The sequence below is a fragment of the Nocardia sp. NPDC050799 genome, assembly GCF_040654015.1.
Classification (GTDB): domain Bacteria; phylum Actinomycetota; class Actinomycetes; order Mycobacteriales; family Mycobacteriaceae; genus Nocardia.
The window spans coordinates 1-23,741 of record NZ_JBFAHF010000036.1 but is presented as its reverse complement, the minus strand read 5'-3'; the positions used below and the strand labels follow the sequence as shown (position 1 = coordinate 23,741).

General features: G+C 69.4%; 24 protein-coding genes and 1 pseudogene. 14 read left to right on the top strand and 11 right to left on the bottom strand.

Going from position 1 to position 23,741, the window contains the following annotated elements; translation table 11 throughout:
• Positions 1–90 precede the first annotated feature (90 nt).
• Positions 91–561: an SRPBCC family protein gene (locus tag AB0H42_RS28850; protein WP_357061709.1), complete on the bottom strand. Its 471-nt coding sequence runs from the start codon at positions 559–561 to the stop codon at positions 91–93.
• Between the two features lie 353 nt (positions 562–914).
• On the opposite strand from AB0H42_RS28850, the gene AB0H42_RS28845 reads away from it, so the two are divergent.
• From AB0H42_RS28845 to AB0H42_RS28825, 5 genes are all read left to right on the top strand, one after another.
• Positions 915–1,961: a nitronate monooxygenase gene (locus AB0H42_RS28845; RefSeq protein WP_357061707.1), complete on the top strand. Its 1,047-nt coding sequence runs from the start codon at positions 915–917 to the stop codon at positions 1,959–1,961.
• Positions 1,962–2,282: 321 nt separating this feature from the next.
• Positions 2,283–2,921 carry a maleylpyruvate isomerase family mycothiol-dependent enzyme gene (locus AB0H42_RS28840; RefSeq protein ID WP_357061704.1) on the top strand — a complete coding sequence of 213 codons (639 nt, stop codon included), beginning with the start codon at positions 2,283–2,285 and terminating at the stop codon, positions 2,919–2,921.
• 91 nt (positions 2,922–3,012) lie between these two features.
• Positions 3,013–4,410, top strand: a complete 1,398-nt coding sequence (locus tag AB0H42_RS28835; RefSeq protein WP_357061701.1) for an ATP-binding protein — start codon at positions 3,013–3,015, stop codon at positions 4,408–4,410.
• Positions 4,407–6,356, top strand: coding sequence for a VWA domain-containing protein (locus tag AB0H42_RS28830; RefSeq protein ID WP_357061699.1), 1,950 nt, complete (start codon positions 4,407–4,409; stop codon positions 6,354–6,356). The genes AB0H42_RS28835 and AB0H42_RS28830 overlap by 4 nt, the downstream gene beginning before the upstream one ends.
• A 34-nt stretch (positions 6,357–6,390) precedes the next feature.
• Positions 6,391–6,804: a TIGR03668 family PPOX class F420-dependent oxidoreductase gene (locus AB0H42_RS28825; RefSeq protein ID WP_357061697.1), complete on the top strand. Its 414-nt coding sequence runs from the start codon at positions 6,391–6,393 to the stop codon at positions 6,802–6,804.
• A 15-nt stretch (positions 6,805–6,819) separates the two neighbouring features.
• On the opposite strand, the gene AB0H42_RS28820 is transcribed toward AB0H42_RS28825, so the two are convergent.
• Positions 6,820–7,413 (bottom strand): TerD family protein, encoded by a 594-nt coding sequence (locus AB0H42_RS28820; RefSeq protein ID WP_357061694.1) that lies wholly within the window; start codon positions 7,411–7,413, stop codon positions 6,820–6,822.
• A gap of 52 nt (positions 7,414–7,465) precedes the next feature.
• Complete coding sequence (locus tag AB0H42_RS28815; protein WP_357061691.1) at positions 7,466–7,987, bottom strand: MarR family winged helix-turn-helix transcriptional regulator; 522 nt, start codon at positions 7,985–7,987, stop codon at positions 7,466–7,468.
• A gap of 261 nt (positions 7,988–8,248) precedes the next feature.
• Between AB0H42_RS28815 and AB0H42_RS28810 the strand changes: the two genes are divergently transcribed.
• Positions 8,249–8,392, top strand: a complete 144-nt coding sequence (locus tag AB0H42_RS28810; protein WP_357061688.1) for a hypothetical protein — start codon at positions 8,249–8,251, stop codon at positions 8,390–8,392.
• A gap of 98 nt (positions 8,393–8,490) precedes the next feature.
• Entirely contained in the window at positions 8,491–9,111 is a 621-nt protein-coding gene (locus tag AB0H42_RS28805; protein WP_357061685.1) for a CHAP domain-containing protein, read from the top strand.
• A gap of 70 nt (positions 9,112–9,181) precedes the next feature.
• On the opposite strand, the pseudogene tnpA reads toward AB0H42_RS28805, so the two are convergent.
• Positions 9,182–9,594, bottom strand: a pseudogene (gene tnpA, locus AB0H42_RS28800) (IS200/IS605 family transposase).
• Here tnpA and AB0H42_RS28795 point away from each other — a divergent pair.
• The 3 genes from AB0H42_RS28795 to AB0H42_RS28785 all read left to right on the top strand — a co-directional run bounded on the left by AB0H42_RS28795 (position 9,580) and on the right by AB0H42_RS28785 (position 12,331).
• Positions 9,580–10,269 (top strand): transposase, encoded by a 690-nt coding sequence (locus AB0H42_RS28795; protein WP_357061682.1) that lies wholly within the window; start codon positions 9,580–9,582, stop codon positions 10,267–10,269. The pseudogene tnpA and the gene AB0H42_RS28795 overlap by 15 nt on opposite strands.
• A 31-nt stretch (positions 10,270–10,300) precedes the next feature.
• Positions 10,301–11,449, top strand: a complete 1,149-nt coding sequence (locus AB0H42_RS28790) for a hypothetical protein (RefSeq protein ID WP_357061680.1) — start codon at positions 10,301–10,303, stop codon at positions 11,447–11,449.
• A gap of 165 nt (positions 11,450–11,614) precedes the next feature.
• Positions 11,615–12,331: a DUF1906 domain-containing protein gene (locus AB0H42_RS28785; protein ID WP_357061677.1), complete on the top strand. Its 717-nt coding sequence runs from the start codon at positions 11,615–11,617 to the stop codon at positions 12,329–12,331.
• Positions 12,332–12,353: 22 nt separating this feature from the next.
• Here the strand turns inward: AB0H42_RS28785 and AB0H42_RS28780 are convergent, their stop codons facing one another.
• From AB0H42_RS28780 to typA, 4 genes are all read right to left on the bottom strand, one after another.
• Positions 12,354–12,785 (bottom strand): hypothetical protein, encoded by a 432-nt coding sequence (locus tag AB0H42_RS28780; protein ID WP_357061675.1) that lies wholly within the window; start codon positions 12,783–12,785, stop codon positions 12,354–12,356.
• A 112-nt stretch (positions 12,786–12,897) separates the two neighbouring features.
• Positions 12,898–13,794 carry an N-acetyl-1-D-myo-inositol-2-amino-2-deoxy-alpha-D-glucopyranoside deacetylase gene (gene mshB / locus AB0H42_RS28775; protein ID WP_357061673.1) on the bottom strand — a complete coding sequence of 299 codons (897 nt, stop codon included), beginning with the start codon at positions 13,792–13,794 and terminating at the stop codon, positions 12,898–12,900.
• A complete protein-coding gene (locus tag AB0H42_RS28770) occupies positions 13,791–15,524 on the bottom strand; it encodes an ABC transporter family substrate-binding protein (RefSeq protein WP_357061841.1) in 1,734 nt (577 codons plus the stop codon). Before AB0H42_RS28770 ends, mshB begins: the two co-directional genes overlap by 4 nt.
• 94 nt (positions 15,525–15,618) lie before the next feature.
• Positions 15,619–17,517, bottom strand: coding sequence for a translational GTPase TypA (gene typA, locus AB0H42_RS28765; RefSeq protein ID WP_357061671.1), 1,899 nt, complete (start codon positions 17,515–17,517; stop codon positions 15,619–15,621).
• 147 nt (positions 17,518–17,664) lie between these two features.
• On the opposite strand from typA, the gene AB0H42_RS28760 reads away from it, so the two are divergent.
• Together AB0H42_RS28760 and AB0H42_RS28755 are read left to right on the top strand one after the other, a co-directional pair.
• Entirely contained in the window at positions 17,665–17,841 is a 177-nt protein-coding gene (locus tag AB0H42_RS28760; protein ID WP_168165626.1) for a hypothetical protein, read from the top strand.
• 44 nt (positions 17,842–17,885) lie between these two features.
• Complete coding sequence (locus AB0H42_RS28755) at positions 17,886–18,173, top strand: 4a-hydroxytetrahydrobiopterin dehydratase (RefSeq protein WP_357061669.1); 288 nt, start codon at positions 17,886–17,888, stop codon at positions 18,171–18,173.
• Here the strand turns inward: AB0H42_RS28755 and AB0H42_RS28750 are convergent.
• Complete coding sequence (locus AB0H42_RS28750) at positions 18,121–19,284, bottom strand: mannosyltransferase (RefSeq protein WP_357061838.1); 1,164 nt, start codon at positions 19,282–19,284, stop codon at positions 18,121–18,123. The two genes, AB0H42_RS28755 and AB0H42_RS28750, sit on opposite strands and share 53 nt — an antisense overlap.
• A gap of 513 nt (positions 19,285–19,797) precedes the next feature.
• Between AB0H42_RS28750 and AB0H42_RS28745 the strand changes: the two genes are divergently transcribed.
• Positions 19,798–20,556, top strand: coding sequence for a hypothetical protein (locus AB0H42_RS28745; RefSeq protein ID WP_357061666.1), 759 nt, complete (start codon positions 19,798–19,800; stop codon positions 20,554–20,556).
• A 227-nt stretch (positions 20,557–20,783) separates the two neighbouring features.
• Positions 20,784–21,134 (top strand): hypothetical protein, encoded by a 351-nt coding sequence (locus tag AB0H42_RS28740; RefSeq protein ID WP_357061664.1) that lies wholly within the window; start codon positions 20,784–20,786, stop codon positions 21,132–21,134.
• Positions 21,135–21,169: 35 nt separating this feature from the next.
• Here the strand turns inward: AB0H42_RS28740 and AB0H42_RS28735 are convergent, their stop codons facing one another.
• Positions 21,170–22,810, bottom strand: a complete 1,641-nt coding sequence (locus tag AB0H42_RS28735) for a PH domain-containing protein (protein ID WP_357061661.1) — start codon at positions 22,808–22,810, stop codon at positions 21,170–21,172.
• Complete coding sequence (locus AB0H42_RS28730) at positions 22,807–23,319, bottom strand: PH domain-containing protein (RefSeq protein ID WP_356991675.1); 513 nt, start codon at positions 23,317–23,319, stop codon at positions 22,807–22,809. Before AB0H42_RS28730 ends, AB0H42_RS28735 begins: the two co-directional genes overlap by 4 nt.
• Positions 23,320–23,741 lie beyond the last annotated feature (422 nt).

Below are 23,741 nucleotides of genomic sequence, written 5' to 3'. Positions count from 1 at the left end.
GCCGATCCGGCAGCGCGGTCGCGAGGACTCCGACGCGACCGCGCTGCTGTTCCTCGCTTCCGCTCCTGCCCAGGCCCGGACGCGCCGGGTTCAGATCCCTGCCTCGGCCCGTCCCTTCAACCGCACGAGGCCTTTCTCGAAGTCCGGGCCGATGAAGCGGTCCATGGGGAACAGGAAGCCGACCACTTTGAAGAACAGATTCTTGCGGCCGGTCATCCGCCAGGTCACCTCGGTGGTTTCACCGGAGGTCACCAGTAGGAACGTCACCTCGTTCCGGCTCTCGAACGGTTTGCGGAACGCCAGGTCGATCCCGACCCGCCCGGGCTCCGAGGCGGTGATCGTCATCGTCCCGGCGCCCGCCTTCCGGTTCCCCTCCCAGTCGTAGCGGGCGCCCACGCCCGACCCCGGACCGGAGTAGGTGCGCCGCAGATCGGGATCGGCGTCCTCCCAGGGCGACCAATCACGCCAGTGGTGGAAGTCGTCGATGAGGGCGCGGATCCGGGGCTCGGGCGCGGCGATTTTGGTCGCGCGTTCGACGAGGTACGTGCTCGAATCGGGCATACCCTCTTCTCCTGCGGGAAGGGAGGCGCGACGTCACGAGAATGCGCCACGGTCACCGGAATTATGCATCGATCACACAGGGGCGTGCGGCTGCCACGGTTCACCCGTTTCGGGCGAATCCCGCGCGGGTGCTTCCGGCCGTTCATTGCTGCCGAGTCAACGACTCGACTGCACCGGTATCGGCCCGCAGTGGACGCTGCGGATGCGCCGCAAAGTGCAGGCCGGCGGGTACGGTTCGGCCGGGTGCGGCGGTGCTCGTCCGTGAGCCAGGGAACAGAGACGCCACCCGGTCGTCGTAGGGCGCCGGCAGGTGAGGAGGCTGAGTACCGATTCGGTATCGACCGTGGAGGTGGATGGTGTTCGGATTCGGAGATCTCGCTGTGCCGATCGTGGCGGCCCCGATGGCGGGTGGGCCGTCGACGCCGGAGTTGGTGGTGAGCGTCGGGGAAGCGGGCGGACTCGGTTTTCTGGCGGCCGGGTACAAAACCCCCGACGCGGTGGCCGAGCAGATCCGGCAGGTGCGGGCCGGTACGGACGCGGCGTTCGGGGTGAACCTCTTCGTGCCGCAGCGCACCTCCTACGATGTCGCGGCGGTGGAGCAGTACCGGGACAGGCTGCGGGGGACGGCGCGGCAGTACGGGCTCGAGGTACCCGCCGTCCGGGAATTCGACGACGACCGGTTCGACGAGAAGGTGGATCTGGTCGTCGAACAGCGGGTGCCGGTGGTCTCGCTGACCTTCGGCCTGCCGCCGGCGGACGTCGTGCGGCGGCTGCGGGACGCGGGATCCACGGTGGTCGCGACGGTGACCGGTCCGGACGAGGCCCGGGCCGCGGTGGAGGTGGGCGTCGACGCACTCTGCCTCCAGGGGCCCGAGGGCGGGGGCCATCGGGGCACCTTCCGGGTGGAGGACGAGCCGGGTACGACCTCGCTGCTCGACCTGCTCGACGAGATCACCGCGTGGTGCCCGCTGCCGGTGGTCGCGGCGGGCGGCATCTCCGACGGGGCGCGGATGGTGGAGGTGCTCGCGCATGGGGCGGTCGCGGTACAACTGGGTACGGCGTTCCTGCGCAGCGCCGAATCCGGAGCGAAAGCAGCGCACAAGAGCGCGCTCGCCGATCCGCGGTTCGACCGGACGGTCGTGACGCGCGTGTTCTCCGGGCGTCCCGCCCGCGGGCTGGCCAACGGTTTCATCGCCGAGTACGGCACGGCACCCGCCGCGTACCCGCAGATCCACCACCTCACCAGTCCCATCCGGGCGGCCGCGGCGGAGCGGGACGGCGCCGACGATATGGCGCTCTGGGCGGGGACGGGGTTCCGGAAGGCGGTGCCGGACCCGGCGGGGACGATCCTGCGGCGGCTCTGGGACGAGGCACTGGTGTCGGGCGCGGCACACGACTGACCGCTGACAGTCGAAAGGTCGTCCGCAGCCGAGGATCGACAGTGGCCCGGCGATCGACCGCCACCGGCGAACCGCCGTCGGCGGTGGCATCCCGACACCTGCCCGACCAGCCCGCTGGGGCCCGGTGGTATCGGCAAGACCCGGTTGGCGCCGGCCGTCGCCGCGGATCCGGCAGGTGAGTTCGCCGACGGTGTCCTTGGCATAGGCCGGCATGCCGTACCAGAGCTTCGGGGATGGTCCGGGTCGGACGATATGTCGGTGCCGATCCGTAGTGTGCGGTTCGTCACCCCCGGCCGGGGGTCGAGCCGATCTGGAGGAATCGTGCAAGACGTGTGGCCGACGGTCCGGTCCGAGAGACTGGCGCTCATCGCGGATCTCGACGCGCTCACCGCCGAGCAGTGGGCGACGCCTTCGCTGTGTTCCGGGTGGACGGTGCACGATGTGCTCGCGCATATCGTGGCGACCGCGAAAACATCCCGGCTCGGTTTCGTCCGGCAGTTCGCCCGGGCCCGTTTCGATTTCGACCGGTTCACCGCGAACGGTGTCGAACGGGAGCGCCCGGGCACCCCCGCCGAAACGCTGGACCGGTTGCGCGCGGCCCTGGACCGGACGATCACCCCGCCCGCCCCGCTCGACAGCAGACTGGTCGAGATTATCGTGCACGGAGAGGACATCCGGCGGCCGCTGGGGATCACCCGGGAGTACCCGCCCGATGCCGTCGCCGACGCCCTGCGGCTGCAGATCCGCACCACGGCCGGGTTCGGGGGCGGGAAGGAACTCGTCGCCGGGCTCACGCTGGTGGCCGACGACGCCGAGTTCACCGCGGGCTCGGGGCCGCAGGTGCGCGGTCCCCTGCTGTCGCTGCTGCTGATCGCCTCGGCGCGCGGTGTCGCGGTCGGCGACCTGCACGGAGACGGTCTCGACACACTCCGGCAGCGGCTGGGATCCGGGGTCGCCTGAGGCGGCCGCAGCGCCGGCGAACCCACGCCGAGCGGCGGATACGGCGCGCCACCTGTCGACCGATGGCGGAAATCGCCGTAGCGTCGATGAGGTGACTGTGCCAACAGAGCTGCCCGCCACCGCGGGCGCGTTGCGGGCGGCCGGGTACGCGCCGCGGAGTGTGAAAGCCGAGATCCGGGACAATCTGCTGGCCCGGCTGGGCTCGGGAGAGGATCCGTGGCCCGGGATCGTCGGCTTCGAGCGGACCGTGCTGCCGCAATTGGAGCGCGCGCTGCTGGCGGGTCACGATGTGGTGCTGCTCGGCGAGCGGGGGCAGGGCAAGACCAGGCTGCTGCGGACCGTTGTCGAACTGCTCGACGAATGGACGCCGGTGATCGCGGGCGTCGAACTGGGCGAACATCCGCTGGAACCGATCAGCCCGCAGGGCCGGCGGCTGGCGGCCGAACTCGGCGACGACCTGCCCGTGACGTGGCGGCATCGCGGCGAGCGTTACGCCGAGAAGCTCGCGACCCCCGACACCTCGGTGGGCGACCTGATCGGCGATGTCGATCCGGTGAAGGTCGCCGAAGGACGCAGCCTCGGTGATCCGGAGACCATCCACTTCGGCCTGGTGCCGCGGGCGCACCGGGGCATCGTGGCCGTCAACGAGCTGCCCGATCTCGCCGAACGTATCCAGGTCGCGCTGCTGAACGTCATGGAGGAGCGCGATATCCAGGTGCGCGGCTATACGCTGCGGCTACCGCTGGATGTGCTGCTGGTGGCGACGGCCAACCCCGAGGACTATACCAATCGCGGCCGGATCATCACCCCGCTGAAGGACCGCTTCGGCGCCGAGATCCGGACGCACTATCCGCTGACCGTCGAGGCCGAGATGGCGCTGGTGCGCCAGGAAGCCGAACTGGTCGCCGAGGTGGGGGACCCGCTGATCGAGGTGCTGGCCCGGTTCGTGCGGCGGTTGCGCGAATCCCCGGCCATCGATCAGCGCTCCGGGGTTTCGGCCCGGTTCGCGGTGGCGGCCGCGGAAACCGTGGCCGCGGCGGCACTGCGGCGTTCCGCGCTCACCGGGGAGAATCCCGCGGTGGCCCGGCCCGTCGATCTGGCATCGGTACCGGCCGTCCTGCGCGGGAAACTGGAGTTCGAATCCGGCGAGGAAGGCCGCGAACAGGAACACCTCACCCATCTGCTGCGGCGGGCCTTCGCCGATACCGCGCGGGAGCGGCTCGGCGGATTGGATCTTCGGCCGCTGGCCGACGCGGTGGACGAGGGACATCTGGTGACCACGGGTGAGCGGGTGCCCGGCGCGCAAGTTTTGTCCGCGCTACCGGAGCTTCCGGTCCTGCACGAGGTGGCGCTGCGGCTCGATGTCGCGGCGGGCGATCCACCGCAGCGGATCGCCGCGGCCGTCGAATTCGCCCTGGAGTCCCTCTATCTGGCGCGCCAGGTGGCCAAGGACTCCGACGACGAGGGCAGCGCGGTGTACGGCGGATGACCGCGGCGGACCGGTATGCCTACGGGCCCTACCATGAGGGGCCCGATCCGCTGGCGCCTCCGCTGGATCTGCGCGAGGCGCTGTCGGAGATCGGGCGTGAGGTGATGGAGGGTTCCTCGCCGCGTTCGGCGCTCGAGGAGCTGTTGCGGCGGGGGACGTCCGGTATGCCCGGACTCGAAGAACTCACGCGCCGCCTGTGGGAGCGGCGGGCCGAGATCTCGCGGTCCCACCGCCTGGACGGCACCCTGCAGCAGGTGCGGGAACTGCTGGACCGGGCCTTGGAGGCCGAACGGCGCGCACTGTTCCCGGACCCCTCCGACGACGCGCGGTTCGCCGAAATGCAGTTGGAAGCCCTCCCGTCCAGCACCGCGAAAGCGGTGCACGAACTGAGCGAGTACTCCTGGCGTTCGGAAGCCGGCCGGGAGAACTATCAGAAGATCCGTGATCTGCTCGGCGAGGAACTGCTGGAATCCCGTTTCCAGGGCATGAAACAGGCGCTACAGGACGCGACCCCGCAGGATGTGGAGCGGGTCCGGCAGATGATGGCGGACCTCAACGATCTGCTCGCGGCCCACGCCCGCGGCGAGGACACCACCGAGCGGTTCGCCGAGTTCATGGACGAACACGGCGAGTTCTTCCCGGAGAATCCGCGGGATACCGAGGAATTGATCGACGCGCTGGCCGCGCGGGCCGCCGCGGCGCAGCGGATGATGAATTCGATGTCGGCTCAGCAGCGGACGGAACTGAACGAGTTGATCGGGCAGGCCTTCGGGGATCCGCGGATAGCGCAGCAGATCGCCGACCTGGACGCGAATCTGCGCACGCTACGTCCCGGCCAGGACTGGGAGTCGGCGCGGCGTTTCCGCGGCCAGGACCCGCTGGGGATGGGCGAGGCCGTGGCGGCCATGCAGGATCTGGGCGAACTCGACGAACTCGCCGCCCAGCTCGCCCAGTCCTATCCCGGGGCGCGGCTGGAGGATATCGACCTGGAGATGCTGGAGCGTCAGCTCGGCGCCGAGGCCCGGGTGGACGCGGCCCGGCTGGCCGAGCTGGAACGCGAACTGCGCCGCCAGGGCCTGTTCGAACGGGCCCCCGACGGCTCACTGCGGTTGACCCCGAAGGCGCTGCGGCGGCTCGGCGAGGTCGCGCTGCGGGATATCGTCGGTAGATTGCGCAGCCGCAAGGGGCAGCGGGACACCGCGCTCGCCGGGGCGGTCGGGGAACCGACCGGCGCGAGCCGGCCGTGGCAGTTCGGCGATACCGAGCCGTGGGATGTCTCGCGTACAGTGCGCAACGCGGTACTGCGCTCGGCGTCCACCGGAAGCCGGACGGTGTCCCTGGATGTGGCGGATGTGGAGATCGCCGAGACCGAACAGCGCTCCCGGGCGGCGGTCGCGCTGTGCGTCGACACCTCGTGGTCGATGGTGCAGGACGGGCGCTGGGTGCCGATGAAGCGCACGGCGCTGGCCCTGCAGCATTTGATCAGCACCCGGTTCCGGTCCGACGCTTTGGAACTGATCACCTTCGGCCGCCATGCCGGCACCGTGGACATCGCGGAACTGACCGGGCTGGAGCCGGTCTGGGAGCAGGGCACGAACCTGCACCACGCACTGCTGCTGGCCGATCGCCATCTGCGCCGGCATCCCGACGCGGTACCGGTGGTCCTGGTGGTGACCGACGGGGAGCCGACCGCGCACCTGGAGCCGGACGGCACCTCCTACTTCAATTGGCCGCCGGACCGGCGCACCCTGGCCGTCACCATGACCCAGGTGGATTCGCTGGCCCGGCTGGGCGCCTCGATCTCGGTGTTCATGCTGGGTGAGGAACCGCGGCTGGCCGCGTTCGTGGATCTGGTGGCCCGGCGTAGCGGCGGCCGGGTGGTGGCGCCCGACCTGGACGGCCTCGGCGCCGCGGTGGTCAGCGATTATCTGCGCGGCCGGCGCTGAGTGCCGGACACCGGACCGGGAGCGAGGCGTAGATATGCGACTGGACCGTGACCGGGCGCGGACGCGCTTCGCCGAAGCCCGGGTCGCCCGGCTCGCGACGGTGACCACCGCGGGGGCACCGCATCTCGTCCCGATCGTGTTCGCGCTGGTCGGCGAGATCGTGTACACCGCGGTCGATGCCAAACCGAAGTCGACCACCGCCCTGCGCCGGCTGGCCAATATCGAGGCGAACCCGGAGATCGCCGTACTGGCCGATTTCTACGACGAGGACTGGACCCGCCTGTGGTGGGTGCGCGCCGACGGGAGGGCGCGCATCGTGACGGGCGACGAGGCGCGGCAGGGCCTGACCCACCTGACCGCCCGTTATCCCGTCTATGTGACGGAGCCGCCGCCCGGACCGGTCATCGCGCTCGATATCGCGCGCTGGTCCGGCTGGGCGGCGGGCTGATCACGTCCGGCAGGGTCAGGAACCGCCGCCGCCCAGAGCGAACCGCAGCAGCGCCTGCTTGTCACCCTGCTTGATCTTGCCTTTGCGGTTGAGCACCTCGAGCTGCCAGACGTCACCGTTGCGGAAGGCGCGGGCCACCGCGTTGGCATTGTCGCTGCCCAGCAGCGACGGCCAGATATCGGCCACCTGCTGGCTGCTGCCGCCGGTGGCGTCGTAGACCTTGAACGAGATGTTGTTCGCCTTCTCGAACGAGGAGCCCTTCTTGAAGGCCGCCGCGACGAAGACGATGGCGTCGATACCGCCGGGGACCTCGGCGAAAGTGACATGGACGGTTTCGTCGTCACCGGCGGCCGAACCGGTCTGTTCGTCGCCGGAGTGCTGGACCGAGCCGTTGCCCAGCGGGTCCAGCGAATCCAGTCCGGCGAAACGGACGGGTTCGCTGCCCTGCATGAGGATGGCGATCAGGTCGAGGTCGACACCTTTCTTGCGGCGCGCCCAGCCCAGCGCGCCACCGCTGGCGCCCGCGGACGGGTCCCAGCTGACACCGACACTCAGCTTGGCGATCCCCGCAAGATCCGCTGCGCCGTCTTCCTTTTTGAGCGTGATCATGGCTCAACGGTACCGGCTGCCGGAGAGCACCGGGTGACCACCGGGTTCTCGGTCAGTGGACCGGGGAACCGGTGGTCCGGTGGGGGCGCGGCCAGGGATGGCGGGCCAGCTCTTCGACCCCTTCGTTGAACCGCTCCAGGAGCCGGGCCAATTGCTCGACCTCCTCGTCGGGCCAATCGGTGAGCACGGAGCCGACCCCGCGGCGTTGCAGGGCCAGATCGGCTTCGAACAGCCGGAGCCCTTTCTCGCTGGGCCGGACCTTACGGGCGACGCCGCCTTCCGGGTCCGGTACCCGCTCCACCAGCTCCTGGTCGAGCATGGCGGCCACCTGGCGGTTCACCGTGGACACATCGAGACCGAACGCTTCGGCCAGTTCGCGCAGGGACAGCGGATCGCCGAGACGCAGCCGGGTGAGGATCAGGTACGCGGATCTGTCCAGCTGGAACGGCGAATTCCGGCGGGCGGCCGGATACTGCCGGGACAGCAGGTTCAGTTCCAGGACGAGCCGCGCCAGGACGGCGGGGTCCCGGCGGTCCGCCGCGGAGGCGGCGAGCGGTGCAGCCGAATCGGACATTCGGACACTATGTCGTCTGTTTCGCCCGAATACAAAATTGTGCACCATACACAGGCTATGTAACGTACATATGCGTGACTGCCGTGGCCGACGACCCTTCCAGATCCGGCGAACGCGATCGGCCCCGGACCTCGCCGACAGTGCTGGTGGCCACCCTGAGCACCATCGGCATCGTCGTCTCACTCATGCAGACTCTGGTCGTTCCGCTCATCCCGAGCCTGCCCACCCTCCTGGACACCACTGAGCGCGGTCCTGGCCGATATGACCATCACCCTGGGCGACCGGCAGTTGTCCGCACGAGACGCCTTCCACACCGCCTTCCTCATCTCGACCACCGCCGCCTGCGTCGCCATCGCGCTCACCGCCCTCATCCCCATGCGAACGGCAGCCGCCGACCCCCGGTGACCCCACCGCCGAAAATCGTTCGGCATCGCCCGCGCGAACGGGCATGCTGGACGGCGCCGGTCGATCACCGGAAAGTTCTGCCGAGGCACGGGTGTGGAATGGTCGAATCTTCGGAACAGGTACGCGCGCGGAGAAAGCCGGTGCGCGGCATCGCGCTCCTGCTGGTGGCCGCCGCGCTGTGTCTGTGTGGCTGTTCGTTCTTCTCCGGTTCCTCCGAGGGACTCGTCGGCGAGCAGCTGACCTCCTTCCCGGTGATCGACCGGGCCACACTCACCGCCGCCCAGGCGCGGGTCGTCGACGCCGCGGCGACCGAATTCGCCGATCCTCGCGAGGGAGCGGGCTACTCCGAGGGCAATACCGAACCGTGGTGCGCCAACTTCGTGAGCTGGGTGATGCGTGCGGCCGGGCTGCCGCTGGCCAACCCGAACTCGGGATCGTGGCGGATCCCCGGCGTCTACACCCTGCAGGAGTATTACGAGACTTCGGGCCGCTTCGCAGCCGCCGGGTCGGGATACCGGCCGGTCACCGGTGATGTGATCCTCTACAGCCCGGAGAGCAGATTCGGCCAGCACACCAACATCGTGCTGGCCGCGGACCACGGCACCCTCACCACGATCGGCGGTAACGAGGACGACGCGGTCGGTATCGAACGCTGGGACCCCGCCGCCGTCCCCGATATCCATATCGTCGGTTACGGGCGGCTGTCGCCCGGGTGGTGACGGGCGTGCCGGATCGACCCCTTCATCGGATGAGCCCTGAGGAAAGCCTCGCCTTCAGGAGGAATCGGGGTCAAGCCTTCTTCTGGTCTTCGACAAAGGGTTTCACAACTTCCAGTGTCGCGCCGCCGACTGTGGCGCCGAAGTATGAGTCGGTCCATAGGGTGGGCAAGCGGGATTCGAGTGAGGGGAACTCGGTGCGCAGTACCCGGGAGGATCGGGCTTTGATCCGCTCGCCCAGCTGATAGATTCCGAACTGCAGATCGCATGAGACGAGCGGGTGCACGGTCGGGCATTGTTTCCAGCTCGATAAGCGGGGGCCTCGTTCGGTGCAGGCGTTCATCGCTGCGCCGCTGATGACCTTCCGGTGGACTTCGGGTACCACACAACGTGGTAGGTGCAGTGATAGACGACGTTGTTGCTCGACCTCGTCTCGCCCAGGAGAACGACAAAAATGCCTGCTGCTGCATAATGGTCGGCGTGCATGAGATCGTGCGCTACACCTACCGGCTGCGCCCAGGCGCCCAAGCGGTGCGCGCACTCGAATCATACTCGGGATACCGACGTCGTTGTGCCGCCGAACTCGCCCGGGCGCAACGCAAGATGGCCCGTCGCCGACGCCCGCGAGGTCACACCCCGAGCAATGGTTACCAGCGGGCGCGGCGTGAAGCCGCCCGCCTGCACAAGAAAGCGACCCGGCAGAACACTCACGCTGCGCGCGTGTGGGCTCGGCGTGTGGTCGCCGATCATCAGACGATCGCGGTCGAGGATTTCGAACCCAGGTTCCTGGCCCGCAGCAGTATGGCGCGGAAAGCGGCGGACGCCGCGATCGGTGCGGCGAAGCGCGAGCTGATCGGACGTGCCATGCGGGCGGGGCGGAAGGTGGTGTTGGTTCCGCCCGCCTATACGACGATGACCTGCGCGAGCTGTGGTGCGAGAGCCGAGCAGTGGCTCGCGTTGGATGTGCGTGTCTTCCGGTGTGAGGCTTGTGGTCACACCGCAGACCGAGACCGCAACGCCGCCTATGTGATCCTGGCGGCCACGGTAGAACTCGACCGTGTCGGTGTTGACGACGTAAGACATCATCGGCCTCCCGCCGGGGCGGTCCGTGGTGCGGTCCGAGCTGGAAATCTCCCGGATTCAGCCGTGGAGAAGAGTTAATCGGTGGAGGTAGAGGTGGTGTGAACGACTCATGGAACCGATCGAGGTAGGCGACCCGGGGTGGATCGACTACGCCGAGTTCGGCAGGCGGTTCGTCACCCACGCGGTGACCGAGCGGCGGATCGAGAAGGCGGTCGCCGGCATCACCGGGCGCGGGCTGACCATCGGCCCGGTCAATCTGGTGCCCGCCGGACTCGCCGGGTTCCTCGCCGAGGGCCGGATCGACCGTCCCGTGGTGGTGCGCCGCGGCTCCGAAGTCGCCTTCGACGTGCGGATCCCGGTATCCCTGCGGGCCAAGATCCTGCTCGCCGGCAAACCCCTGCGGTCGGAGACGGTGGTATCCATCGGTCTCACCTTCCACGCCCGCACCGCCGACCCGCTGCTCGTCGTGATCGATATCCCGCGGGTCGAGCCCGCGGATGTGAGTGTGCTGCTCCGCCTGTCCGCCGCCGACTCGGTGGCCGAATGGCTACTCGACCCGATCGCCGGGCTGCTGCAACGCGAGGTCGCGAATCGGGTGAACGGTATGTTGCGCGATCCGGGCGTGATGCGCAGCCGGATCTACGATATCGAGGCCATCGTCGCCCGCGAACGCTCCCCGCACCGCACCCGCACCCGCTTCGACTGGATCGACTACGCCGAATTCGGGCGGCGGTTCTTCCCGCGCATCGTCACCCGGGGCCGGCTCGAGCAATTCGTCACCCAGCTCGCCGACCGGCAGATCGAGATCGGCCCGCTGCGCGCCGGCCCCCGGGCGGCGGCCGAGGTCACTGTGCGCGGCGAGGTGGGCCGTCCTGCATTGACCGACCGGGTACCCGAGACCGCCACGGCCGACGACGATCCGGCGCTGGTCCGCTTCGACCTGACCGTCCCGGTCACCCTCGACATCACGGTCAGCGTGCTCAAGGACAACCACTACCGCGCCGACGTGGAGATCCCCCTGCAACTCACCGCGCACGCCGCCGACCCCCTGCTCATCGTGGTGGAGGTCGACCCGCCGGAACGGGAGAACGTCCGCCTCGAATACGCGGCCCAGGGCATGCGCGCCGCCGTCCTCGGCGTCCTGGCGGGCATCAAGAAGCAGATCGTCGCGCAGGTGGTCAGGGTCGTACGCACCGAACTCGCCGACCCGGCCATGCGAACCCTCGATGTAGGCGAACGCATAGACCGGCTGCTCTGATTCGGCGCCGCCTTCGGCGGCGCGTGCGGTCGGTGGTCGTGGTGATTCGGGTGTGCATGTGGTGGAATGACCCCACGTTCGAGGCTCCCGGCGCACGCAGTGCTGATAGGAAAGGTGCGCCGGGCACGCCGTTGCTGTCCACCCGGGGTGTGCGAAGGAGTCTCGATGGTTTCTGCACTGTCTCGCCGGGCTCTGCTCGGATACACGGCCGCCGCCGTCGCCGCGGGCGCGGTGGGGTCGGCCTTCGGAACTCCCCGCGCCGGTGCGGCTTCACTCGGGACCCTGCTCGATTACGCGGGAGGGGTGCCGTCCGCGGCGGCCATCAAGGCGGCCGGGCACACCGGGGTCATCCGGTATGTGTCCGATCGTCGGCCGGGAGCGGAATGGATGGCCGGGAAACCGCTGCTCGCCGGGGAAGTCGAGGATCTGCGGGCCGCCGGACTGGCCATCGTGTCCTGCTACCAGTTCGGCAAAGGGCCCACCGCCGACTGGCGCGGCGGATACGACGCGGGTCGTCGGCACGCCGAGCGCGGGCTGGCGCTGCACCGCGCCGCCGGGGGACCGGACAACCGGCCGATCTATGCCTCCATCGACGACAACCCCGATCCCGTGGAATTCGTCACCATGATCCTGCCGTATCTGCTCGGCTGGCAGGCGGTGATCGGCCGGGAGAACACCGGCGTCTACGCCAATGCGCCCACCATCGATCTGGCCCGGACGGCGGGGGTGGGTGGGTGGTTCTGGCAGCACGATTGGGGGACCGCGCCGGGGTACGTCCATCCGGCCGCGCATCTGCACCAGTTCGAGATCGACGACCGCACGGTCGACGGGGTGGGCGTGGACGTGAACGATATCCTCGCCGCGGAGTACGGAGCCTGGTGACCACCGCCGCCCGGCGGACCGGTCAGCCCGCCGGGCGTTTCGTCCGGTTGGCGGCCATGTACAGGTAGACCAGCGGCGCCACCGCCCCGCAGAGGAACAGCACCAGCGTCGGCAGATCGCTGCGCAGCGGGACATCCCCGCCGGGGCCCCGGCTCGCCGCGATCAGGAAGGCACCCAGCCAGGCGGCGATCGGCAGGAACAGCACGGTCGGCCGGGTGGTCACCGTGGCGGCCGCCCACACCAGGGCCACATTCACCGGCGCGGCGATCAGTGCGGCCACCGGTACGGCGACGCTGCCGAGATAAAAGGGCAGGTAGAGCACCTCCAACGCCAAGGTGATCACCGCGTCCACGATCAGGACCGCGATCAGCACCGGGCCGAGTGCCGCGGTCGCCAGTGCGGTCCCGCGGGCGCGGGAATCCGCACCGGCCCGATCGTCCACGGCGGCGGTCATCCGTGCGACCGGGTCGCCGAAGACCGTCGGGCGGTCGCTGTGCGGCCGGTCCCGCTCTCCGATTCCGAGTGCTGCATAGTGACGAGTCTATTGGCGCGGGGGCGCCGCTCGGTTACAGCGAACCGGCGAAGAGATCGTCTTCCCGGCCATCCGGCCCGCCCGCCCAGGCCCGACCGCGGACCAGAATGTAGTGCTCCTCCGGCAGGACCGGCTGGGCGATCATATTGGTCAACGCGAATTCCCGGCCCGACGGCGCGACCGTGAGCTGGGTGGCGTGGGCGCGCAGCGCGGCGCGTTTCCGGGGCAGCGATTCGGTGACATCGATTGCCGTGGTCACCGAATTACTCGGTACGCACGCCAACTCGTCCTCGGCCGGCAGCCGCCAGCCGGGGGGGAGCGCGCCGGGCAGGCCGTCCACCGTGCGGCGGGCCAGCGCCCGCAGATGGTCGCGCAGGATGTCGGCGTCGGTCACGGTCCAGTAGAACTTGGGCGTGTCCCAGCCCTGGCCGGCCGCGGCCTCGACGGCTTCGGTGGTCACCCGGTGGGCACGGATATGGTCCGGGTGACCGTAGCCGCCGCGCGGGTCGTAGGTCACCACCACCCGGGGCCGCAGGTCGAGGATCACCTCGGTGAGCGCCCGGACCGCCGCCGGACCGGACTCGATGAAGGCACGTGGATGCCGCGCCGCCGGAGTCCCGGCCATACCGGAATCGCGCCAGCGGCCGGCGCCGCCCAGGAAGTACGGCGGTCCGGCACCGAGTTCGGCCAGGGCGCGAGTGAGTTCACCGATCCGGTACCCGCCCAGTTGATCCGCGCGGTCGGCGGTCAGGCCGGCCCATCGGTCGCCCATCACCTCGCCCTCTTCGCCGAGAGTGCAGGTCACCACCGTCACCGGGACACCGAGACGCCGGTAGTGGGCGATCGTGCCCCCGGTGGTGATGGTTTCGTCGTCGGGGTGGGCGTGGACCAGTAGCAACCCGCCCGTACGGCCGTCCCCGGGACCGGTCACGGGACGCGCCGCCACATCGCCGCGTCGCCGAATATCCCGGCCTGGATCGCTCCGCTCAGCGACGCCCCGTCCACCGAGGGACCGGCCGCGGCCACCACGTTGTCCTGCACGATCGGCAGTACCGTGGACGCACCCCACAGCCGGGGTTCGGCTTCGCCGAGAGTGCGCGGTACTTCCACGCCGTGCAGCGCGCCGTCGATGGACGGCTGGAACTGCGGATCGCAGATACCGGACAGATTGCTCGGCGCCCGGCGCGCCGCCTCCACGGCGGCCGGAACCTCGGTCTGTTCACCATCGGTCGTGGGTGTGACGGGCGCCACGGGTGGACAGCCGTAGCGAGAGGCCAGCGCGGTAGCGGGATCACCGCCGGTCGCCTCCCAGCCCACCACCGCGTCGATGGAATTCTCCACCAGGCCTTTGCCGTACAGTTCGTCGGCCGCCAGATTGAGCACCGACGCGTCGATTCCGGCGCTGCGCAGCTGGTCGGCCGCGGTATTGGCCACCGCCAGAGCGGTATCGTCGCCGGTCACCGCGCCGATCCGCAGCACCAGCGGTTCGCCGTTGCGCGCCAGCGAGCGGGGCCGCGGGGCCGGGGAGGTCGCCGAGACCGGGGGCGGCTCCGGGGCGCGGCCGAATCCGGCCTCGGCCAGCAGGCCGAACGCCTGGTCGGGGTCGAGGCGCGGTGGTTCGGTCGGCGTGTAGCCGGGATCGGAGGGGGAGAGCACCTGCGCGCGCACCGGTTCCACCCAGTTACCGGTCTGCGCGCCGACCGTGGCCAGCAGCGCGGGATCGAGCAGCGCGAGGACCGCGGTCCGGACCCGGTGGTCGCCGAGCACCCCTTCGCGTCCGTTGAGGGTGAGCCGGAGTTGCCGGGATTGCGGCATGATCGCGGTGCGTACCGACGGGATCGCGGCCAGCTGGGCCTGGGTGGCGACTCCGCCGTGCACCAGTGCCATCTGGGTGTCGCCGGTGCGCAGTGAATCCGCCAGCTGGGCGGGGGTGCCGCCGCGGCGCAGCAGGATCTGGTCGGGGCGGGCCGGGGTGCCCCAGTAGCGGTCGTTGCGTTCCAGCAGGATCTCGTCGCGACCGGGATCGGCGGATTCGATGGTGAAGTTCCCGCCGGAGACCGGTATCTGCTCGACCAGCGTCCGCTGGAAACCGCCCGGCGAATCCTTCATCAGATGCGACGGCAACAGGTTCGCGAACAATTGCGGCCAGGCCGGATAGGGCTTGTCGAACACCACGGAAACCGCTTTACCGCCGCCCGAGGAACGGACGTCGGAGATGAGACGGTACCCGGCCGGGTCGATCACACCCGGCTGCGTGATCATCTGCTGCCACAGGTAGTGGAAATCCTCGGCCGCGATGGGGGCGCCGTCGGACCAGTTCGCCTGGTCCTTCAGCGTATAGGTGACGGTGAACGGAGCCGCGGCGGTCACCGTCGCCGAATCGACCAGCGCCGTATCCGGAACCCACAGCGTGCCACCGGGCAGAGCCGGGTCGGGCGTGGGCCGGAACGGACTCGGCAGCACCATGGCCGCCACCGCGGCGGTCGCCGGGGACTGGTTCGACCGCAGATGCGGGTTGAAACCGATCCCGATGTCGTCGATGGCGACCACCACCGTGTTCTTGGTCGGCTGCGCCGGTTCGGTCTTCGGGCTGTCCGTACTGGCGATGGGCGGCGGCGGGTCGGCAGTGCATCCGGCCAGCACCGGAACGAGCACCGCCATGAGCACCAGCAGCCCGCGCCACACCGCGCGCCTCCCCGAAATCACGTTCGGCACTCTACCCAAACCCGTGCCGGCCCGTCCGGGGCGAAACCGCTTACAGCGCGGCCCGGTCGCGCGCCTTGCGGCGCGACAGCTCCCGGGCCCGCTCGTTGGCGGCCAGGGTGACTTTGCGTACCCGCACGAACTCCGGCGTCACCTCGACGCATTCATCGGCGGCGCAGAATTCCATGGCCATTTCCAGATCGAGCTGCAGCGGCTTGGCCAGCGTCTCCATCACATCGGCGGTGGAGGAGCGCATATTGGTGAGCTTCTTCTCCTTGGTCACGTTGATATCGAGATCCTCGGCGCGCGGATTGATCCCGACGACCATGCCCTCGTAGGTTTCCGCGCCCGGCTCGACGAAGAACTGCCCGCGGTCGGCGAGCTGGATCATGGCGAAGGGGGTGACCGACCCGGAGCGGTCGGACACCAGCGAACCGGTGTGCCGGGCCCGGATCTCACCGGCCCACGGCGCGTACCCGTGGGAGACGGCGTTGGCGATACCGGTGCCCCGGGTCTCGGTCAGGAAGTCGGTACGGAAACCGATCAGACCGCGCGAGGGCACGATGAACTCCATCCGCACCCAGCCGGCGGCGTGGTTGTTCATCTGCACCATCTTGCCCTTGCGCGCGGCCAGCAGCTGAGTGATGGCGCCGAGGTACTCGTCGGGGCAGTCGATGGTGAGCTCTTCGTAGGGCTCGTGCACCTTGCCGTCGACCTGCCGGGTCACCACCTGCGGTTTGCCGACGGTCAGCTCGAAACCCTCACGTCGCATCTGCTCGACCAGGATCGCCAGCGCGAGCTCGCCGCGGCCCTGGACCTCCCAGGCGTCCGGGCGGCCGATATCGAGCACCCGCAGTGAGACATTGCCCACCAGTTCCTGGTCGAGCCGCGACTTCACCATGCGGGCGGTGAGCTTGTGTCCCTGGACCCGGCCGACCAGCGGTGAGGTGTTGGTACCGATCACCACCGAGATGGCCGGTTCGTCCACCGTGATGCGCGGCAGCGCGACGGGCTCGTCCGGGTCGGCGAGGGTGTCGCCGATCATGATGTCGGGGATACCGGCAACGGCGACGATATCGCCGGCCACCGCGACCTCACCCGGCTGCCGTTCGACGCCGATCGTCTGCAGCAGTTCGGTGATCTTGACGCTCTTCACGCCGTCGGCGTGCATCCATGCCACGTTCTGCCCCTTGCGGAGCTCACCGTTGTGGATACGCACCAGCGCGAGCCGGCCGAGGAAGGCCGAGGCGTCGAGGTTGGTCACATGGGCCTGCAGCGGCGCGGACGCGTCGCCCTTGGGGGCGGGAATGTTCTCCAGCAGGACGTCGAACAGCGCGTCCAGGTTCTCCGCGTTCGGTACCTCGCCGTTCTGCGGCTGTTCCTTGGACGCCTTGCCCGCGCGACCGGAGGCGTAGAGCACCGGCAGGTCGAGGGCGAGTTCGGCCGCTTCCGCGGCGTCGTCGTCCAGATCGGACGCCAGGTCCAGCAGCAGATCGTGGCTCTCCTCGACCACCTCGGCGATCCGCGCGTCGGGCCGGTCGGTCTTGTTGACCACCAGGATCACCGGCAGGCAGGACGCCAGCGCCTTGCGCAGCACGAACCGGGTCTGCGGGAGCGGGCCCTCCGAGGCGTCGACCAGCAGCACCACACCGTCGACCATGGACAGGCCGCGTTCCACCTCCCCACCGAAGTCGGCGTGACCCGGCGTGTCGATGACATTGATGACGGTGACGCCGCCGTCCGGATGGTGCCGGTGCACGGCGGTGTTCTTGGCGAGAATGGTGATGCCCTTCTCGCGCTCCAGATCGCCGGAATCCATCACCCGGTCGACCGGTTCGGCCCGTTCGGCGAATGCGCCGGACTGCCGCAGCATGGCGTCGACGAGCGTCGTCTTACCGTGGTCGACGTGGGCCACGATGGCGACGTTGCGAAAATCGCGTGCAGACGACACGCCGGTTCCTCCTGCTGTTAACTGTTGCTTGCGGCCGGACCCTGCCAGAGGGAGGTTCGAACTCGCCGGGCATCTGGGCCGGTTACACCCTACCGGGAACTCGATGGCCTGCTGGCGCCGCCCAGAGGTAAGGGTATGCTAACCCGCATGGGCAAGGTCAAGGCGAGCGAGGTTTCGAGCCTCAAGCCGAAGAAGAAGTGCTGTCGTAAGAAGACGCGCTGTGTGAAATGCCCTGTGGTCATCATGCGGATGAAGCGCCTGGAGGCCACGGGCGCCTCCGGTAAAGAACTGAAGAAGGGCCTGAAGAAGGCGCGCGCCGCCTGAGGGAGCGCGGTTGTGGAAATGTGGTGGCGGGGTATGTCCGCGGTATGACCACAACACTGCTCTCCGAATCCGAGATCACGGCGGCCCTGGAAACCCTGCCGGAGTGGAACCGGGCCGGTGACGCGCTGACCCGCACCGTCGAGGCGGCCACCTTTCCCGCCGGAATAGAGCTCGTCCGGCAGGTGGCCGATATCGCCGAATCGGCGAATCACCATCCCGATATGGATATCCGGTGGCGCAAGGTCACCTTCACCCTGTCCACACATTCCGCGGGCGGGCTCACGGCACGGGACGTGGCGCTGGCCCGGGAGATAGATCGGCTGGCGCCGTAGCGGTCCGGGAGGCGCTCCGGCCCGCCCAGGCGATCCAGCCGTAGCAGACCAGCGCACCGGCCACGTACACCGTGCCGAGCCAGGACCACACCCCCCAGCGGGAGATGGTCCAGATCGAATCCTGCAGGAACGAGAGCACCCACGGCGCGCCGATCAGCGTCGCCACCAGCCAATATCCGGCCAGTATCTTCGCGCCGGGCACGGCCCGGTACGGCCCGTAGAGCAACCAGAGGACGGTCGGCAGCAGCCAGCCCCAATGGTGCGACCAGGAGATGGGCGAAACCAGCAGCCCGAACAACTGCACGATCAGCACGGTGCCCAGCAGATCGTCGCGGCGCAGCGCCCGCCACGCCCACCACCCCAGCGCCGCCGCCACCGCGACCCCGGCAATCCACCACGGCCCGGTCCCCACATCGCTGCCCAGCAGCCGGCTCAGCGCGCCGCGCAGTGACTGGTTCCACACCGAGCCCACCGGCCCGATCCGGTCGGCGTCGCCGAGCAGGGTGCCGAAATAGCGCCGGGTCTCCTCCGGATTGATCAGGAAACTGGCCGCCACGGTCAGGCCGAACACCACCGCCGACCAGGCGGCGGCGGCCCAGCGGCGCCGCGCCACGAAATAGAGGCCGCTGATCGCGGGCGTCAGTTTGATCCCCGCGACCGCGCCCACCAGGGTTCCCGACAGCCACCACCGGGAACTGCGGATCGCGATCATCACACCGAGCATCAGGAAGACATTGACCTGGCCGTAATCGATCGTGGTGCGTACCGGCTCGAACCAGAGGCCCACCGCCGTCCATGCCACCATCGCGGTACGCCACCGCGCTTCGCGCAGGGCGTCCCGTCCCAGCATCAGCTCGAACGCGATCCGCACCACCCAGTACAACGCCGCGACGATGGCGAACAGCCACAGCATCGCGACCACGGTGAAGGGCAGGAAGTGCAGCGGGAAGAACACCACCGCGGCGAACGGCGGGTACGTGAAGGGCAGCGGGAAATCCGGTGTCTTCTCGGCGTAGGTGAAATCGTAGAGATGGTCGGTGAGCAGGGCCGCCGACCCGTCGACGTAGACGTGCAGGTCGACCAGATTCATCCCGTTCGGGGTCAGCAGCATCCACAGCAGCCGCGCCAGTACGGTGATCCCGAGCGCCACCAGGGCCAGGCGAAACGGTACGAACCCCCGAATGTCGGTCCGGGCGCCGCTGGGCTGAGTCAATACACGAGCTTTCGAGTCGGTCCGGGCCGGCGGCCGGACCCGGTGCTGTTGGGCGCGTCGCCGGTTTTCCGGCCCGGAATACATTAACCCCACCGGTTTCCGGGCGGACGCGAGCCTTGCGCGCGCTCTGCGCGGTGGGCGGCAAACAGTGCGCACGGGGTCCGGTAACCATCGAGCAACCGATGAGTCACGAGTGCACATCCGCCTCATTTTTCACACCGGTCACTCCCGTTACCCGCTACTGTTCAGTAGCACAGCCAAATGGGGCTCGCAATCCCTACCCCGGTGCTGTACAACGCGCGTCAGTGTCCTTAGAGTGACCCCGAAACGACGGCTTTTCAGCGTCGCCCAGATGTACCCGAGGTAAGGACGGCTAGACCAGTGCTTCGCACCCGAGGATCGCGGATCGCAATGTCCGCGCTCGCCATGGCGGCGGGCGCCTCCCTCGTGGCGCCCGCGACGGCCGTCGCGGCTCCGGCCACCGAGGCGTCGGTGAGCAGCGTCCCGATGGTCCCCGAAGGGGTTCCCGTCGACGTTCTCGCCGCCCTGGCCCCGGCCATCATCAACGCACCGGCCCCGGCGGCCAAGGACATCGCCGCGCCGGGCAGCCCGCAGGAGGCCATCCTGTCCCAGGCCCGCGCGCTGCTGGCCGCGGTGAATCTGCCCCCGCAGATCAAATCCACGCTGGAACGGGTCATCACGTTCCTCGACGGCAGTGGCGGCGGTGGCCCCGAGATCCCCGAATCCGGGCCGGCGATCGCTCAGTTCCTCTACCCGACCATCGGTCAGGGTTGCATCGCCCCGTCCGGCGATTCGGTCGGTACGGCTCTCGCGGTGCCCGGTCCGGCGCAGCTGCCGCCGCCCGGTCCTGCCGCCGGCCAGACCGGTTTCGTGTTCACCGCGCTGGGCACCGAACGCCCGACGGCCGAACAGGCGCAGCCGATGACGGTGCAGTGGCGGAACCTGGACACCGGTGAGGCGGGCTCGCAGCCGCTGACCGATGCGGCCAAGATCAACCCGGACGGCCCGGCCACCCTGTCGGCCATCGCGAACACCGGCACCGGCCGTATCGTCGCGGTGATCGGCGGTGGACTCACCACTCAGGCCACCGAAACCGAGGCCCGCAGCTGCACTTTCATGCCGACCATCGGATTCTTCACCGTCGGCTGACCAGCGGCCCCGCCTCCGGCGGGTGGGCGGCACTCGAAACCCCGAGAGCCCTCCCTCCCGTCGGTCGGCCCGGATCGGGATCGCGGTCGCCGACCCATGGACGGCCGACCGCATAGCGCAAGCGCGAACAGTGGGTTAACCCACGTCTTCTTCCGAGGATGCGGCCGGCGCCGGAGCGTCGGCTCGTGGGTGCCGCGCCCGGCGCCCGGCTGTGGTAGACCGGGTTGATGGCGACTGTCGAGAGTTCGCGCGAGTCCGGCCTTCGGAGCCGGCGCTCGTCACGGTCGATTCTGTCGATCCGCTCCGAAGGGTCGATCCTGTCCATCGGCTCCGCGTATTCGATTCTGTCCATCGGAAGCGTGGGGTCGGTGCTGTCGATCGGGTCCATCGGATCGTTCGGCTCGGTGATCTCCAGCGGGTCCTTCCTGAGTCTCGGCTCGGCCCTGTCCGGCCTGTCCCGGTGGTCCCTGCTGTCGTGGATGGGCGATCACGCCAGTCCGGACACCCGTCCCGGCCTGCGCGTGGTAGCCGACGAACCCGATCTGCGGGAGTCCGCCACCTGCCACTGCCAGACCTGACATCGGCGTACTACGGTTCCCTGCCCACCGTCCGCCTATTCCGGATGGTGGGCGTCCGTGGCCGGGCCTCGTCCCGCGACGCCGGCGGCGACGCGATCCAATACCGCCCAGGCGCGATCCTGCGGGATGTCCTGGACGAGATACAGCTTCTTACCCGCTGCCGTGGCGGCGCCGACCGTGGCCAGGCCGGCTCGGCGTTGCCAGAAGGTCTGCCGCACATTCCAGCCGATGATGCCGGGTGCTTCGAGGCAGGTGCGTTCGCGGTCGAGGGAGCCGGAACGGACGACCAGCCAGGTGGGGGAGCCGGCCGTGGCGGGGACGACCGCGTGCCCTAGGCCGCGGTAGCGGTCCTCGGCGAGCAGTGCGCAGACCGGCGCCAAACCGGCCGGCAGCAGCCACCACCACACCGGGACCTGCCAGTCCGCCGCGGTCACGAGGAGCAGGACCCCCGCGGTGAGCGGAACAGGCCAGCAGGCGCGGACGTATCGGCGGCGCCGGGCGGCCGGACCGTGCCGGGTCAACGGGATATCGGCGAGAGCGGCCGGTCGTGGCGCTGTCGCGGAGGGGTTCGCGTTCCGGTGTGGACTCAGCAGCCGGGCCAGGGTTCGTTCTACCGCCGCGCGGGGGGATTGCGGCAGGATCTTCTGGCGCGGGTTCTCCCCGGTCATCACGGCTTCCAGTTGCGCGGCTCCGGCGAGACGCAGCAAGAGCGGTTCGCGGAGGGTGGCGCCGCGTAATCGTGCGGTATCGAGGGTGATCCGGCGCAGTGTGAACAGTCCGCGGCGGATCTGCAAGGTGTTGCCGTGATCGGTGACGCGGAGTCCGTAGTACGTAGCGAGGTAGTGCGCGCACGCCGCCACGCTGACGACGACCACCAGGGCGAGCAGCGTCGCGAGGCCGACCAGTAGCAGCGACAGGACCCCGAAACCGCGCACGGTGTCGACGGTGTCGTGGCCGATGCTGAGCTCGGCGGCACCGAATCCGAACTGGGCGGCCAGGCCGAGGGCCGAGGCGGCGATCGCGAAACCGGTCAGCGACAGCGGCGCGTACCGGACCCAGCCCGGCTGCCAGTGGCCGATCTCTGCACCCCGCTCGGCCGCGAGGACCTCCGGCCCGGTGCCCGGGCCGGAGGGGAGCCCGGCCGGAGCGGGATCGCCGGCAGCGGTAGGCAGGGTACGGGTATGGGCCAGCAGTTCGGCGCGCAGCGGCCGGACGTGTCCGGTGGCGAGTGCGTCCAGTTCGAATCGGTCGCCGGCCTCGGCTTCCTGGCCGGTGCCGATCACCACCACGGCCAGGCCGAGGATCCGGTGCAGCGGGTCGGCCTCGATATCCACCGACCGGATTCGCGCCCGCGGCACCGCCAGTCGTTTCCGCCGGATCAAACCGGTACGCAGTTCGACATGGGTCGGTCCGACCCGGTAGGTGGTGGTGAACCACAGGGTGAGCGCGTACGGGACCACGAATACCAGGCCCAGCAGACTGTAGAGCGGATTACCGGAACTGACGCCCAGGACGACCGCGCCGATCACGGCGGGGAGGAACTTCACGATCTCCTGGATCGGATGGACCAGCAGCATCCGGCGATCCAGGCGTAGCCACGGCTCGTCGTCGCCGGGAACGAGGGCCTCCGGCTCGGCGGCCGGGCCGGGCCCGCCCGCCGGACGCGGTCCCGTCATGTGGCGTCCCCGCGATGACGCGCCGCGATCTCGGTCAACCGGGTCACCGTCTGCTCGGCCACCGCGCGGTCCAGCAGGCTGATGTGCACCGCACCCGCGGACGAGGCCGTGGTCACCGTGACCGTCGACAGATCGAGGATGCGTTCCAACGGGCCGCGTTCGGTGTCCACGGTCTGCACCCGGGAGATCGGCGCGACCCGGCTCTCCTGGGTCAGCCAGCCCGATCGGGAGTAGACGGCGTCGTCGGTAACCTCCCAGCGGTGGACCCGATACCGCCATCGGGGCACCACGATCGCGGTGAGCGTGGCCGTCAGTACCGCGACCACCGCCACCGCCGCCTGCCACGTCCGGCGATCGGGGTCGAAGACGACCCACCCGAGCAATACGGCGAATACACCGAGCCACGACAGCACGATCTGCACGGTCCACAGTGCCTTCGCGCGCGGACTGGGCCGCCACGACGGATCGGCCAGAACATCGGGTAGGCGTGGCGGGCTGTCCGGCGACATATATTCATCGTCGCACGGCTCGACGTGCGGCCGGCCGGCCATCGATCGGCGACCATCGAGCACTTGCAGTGACATGAGCCCAGCCAGGTTTGCCGAGGCACATGCTCTCCACCCGTCCTTCCGGCCCCGCCGGATGGTCGATATCCGTGGTCGGGGCCCGCCCCCGGTTCTGGAGCGACGGAGCGACGGAGCGCAGCGACTGAGCGCGTGCAGCAGACAGTCCAGAGAACGGTGACCATTGAGCACTTGCAGTGATGTGAGCCTCCCCAAGCTGGTCAAGGCGCACGACAGCATGCACCTTCCGTCTATTCCGGATGGTCGATATCCGTGGTCGGGGCCCGCCCCCGATTCTGGACCGACGGAGCGAAGGAGCGCAGCGACTGAGCGGAGGAGGGAAGAATCGGGGTCACAGGGCCCCGACC

Coding starts and splice junctions, on each gene's coding strand:
- AB0H42_RS28850 (WP_357061709.1), bottom strand. CDS start 561: ATGCCCGATTCGAGCACGTACCTCGTCGAACGCGCGACCAAAATCGCC.
- AB0H42_RS28845 (WP_357061707.1), top strand. CDS start 915: ATGGTGTTCGGATTCGGAGATCTCGCTGTGCCGATCGTGGCGGCCCCG.
- AB0H42_RS28830 (WP_357061699.1), top strand. CDS start 4,407: ATGACCGCGGCGGACCGGTATGCCTACGGGCCCTACCATGAGGGGCCC.
- AB0H42_RS28825 (WP_357061697.1), top strand. CDS start 6,391: ATGCGACTGGACCGTGACCGGGCGCGGACGCGCTTCGCCGAAGCCCGG.
- AB0H42_RS28820 (WP_357061694.1), bottom strand. CDS start 7,413: ATGATCACGCTCAAAAAGGAAGACGGCGCAGCGGATCTTGCGGGGATC.
- AB0H42_RS28815 (WP_357061691.1), bottom strand. CDS start 7,987: ATGTCCGATTCGGCTGCACCGCTCGCCGCCTCCGCGGCGGACCGCCGG.
- AB0H42_RS28810 (WP_357061688.1), top strand. CDS start 8,249: ATGACCATCACCCTGGGCGACCGGCAGTTGTCCGCACGAGACGCCTTC.
- AB0H42_RS28805 (WP_357061685.1), top strand. CDS start 8,491: ATGGTCGAATCTTCGGAACAGGTACGCGCGCGGAGAAAGCCGGTGCGC.
- AB0H42_RS28795 (WP_357061682.1), top strand. CDS start 9,580: ATGGTCGGCGTGCATGAGATCGTGCGCTACACCTACCGGCTGCGCCCA.
- AB0H42_RS28790 (WP_357061680.1), top strand. CDS start 10,301: ATGGAACCGATCGAGGTAGGCGACCCGGGGTGGATCGACTACGCCGAG.
- AB0H42_RS28785 (WP_357061677.1), top strand. CDS start 11,615: ATGGTTTCTGCACTGTCTCGCCGGGCTCTGCTCGGATACACGGCCGCC.
- AB0H42_RS28780 (WP_357061675.1), bottom strand. CDS start 12,785: ATGACCGCCGCCGTGGACGATCGGGCCGGTGCGGATTCCCGCGCCCGC.
- AB0H42_RS28770 (WP_357061841.1), bottom strand. CDS start 15,524: ATGGCGGTGCTCGTTCCGGTGCTGGCCGGATGCACTGCCGACCCGCCG.
- AB0H42_RS28760 (WP_168165626.1), top strand. CDS start 17,665: ATGGGCAAGGTCAAGGCGAGCGAGGTTTCGAGCCTCAAGCCGAAGAAG.
- AB0H42_RS28755 (WP_357061669.1), top strand. CDS start 17,886: ATGACCACAACACTGCTCTCCGAATCCGAGATCACGGCGGCCCTGGAA.
- AB0H42_RS28750 (WP_357061838.1), bottom strand. CDS start 19,284: ATGCTGCTGACCCCGAACGGGATGAATCTGGTCGACCTGCACGTCTAC.
- AB0H42_RS28745 (WP_357061666.1), top strand. CDS start 19,798: ATGTCCGCGCTCGCCATGGCGGCGGGCGCCTCCCTCGTGGCGCCCGCG.
- AB0H42_RS28740 (WP_357061664.1), top strand. CDS start 20,784: ATGGCGACTGTCGAGAGTTCGCGCGAGTCCGGCCTTCGGAGCCGGCGC.
- AB0H42_RS28735 (WP_357061661.1), bottom strand. CDS start 22,810: ATGACGGGACCGCGTCCGGCGGGCGGGCCCGGCCCGGCCGCCGAGCCG.
- AB0H42_RS28730 (WP_356991675.1), bottom strand. CDS start 23,319: ATGTCGCCGGACAGCCCGCCACGCCTACCCGATGTTCTGGCCGATCCG.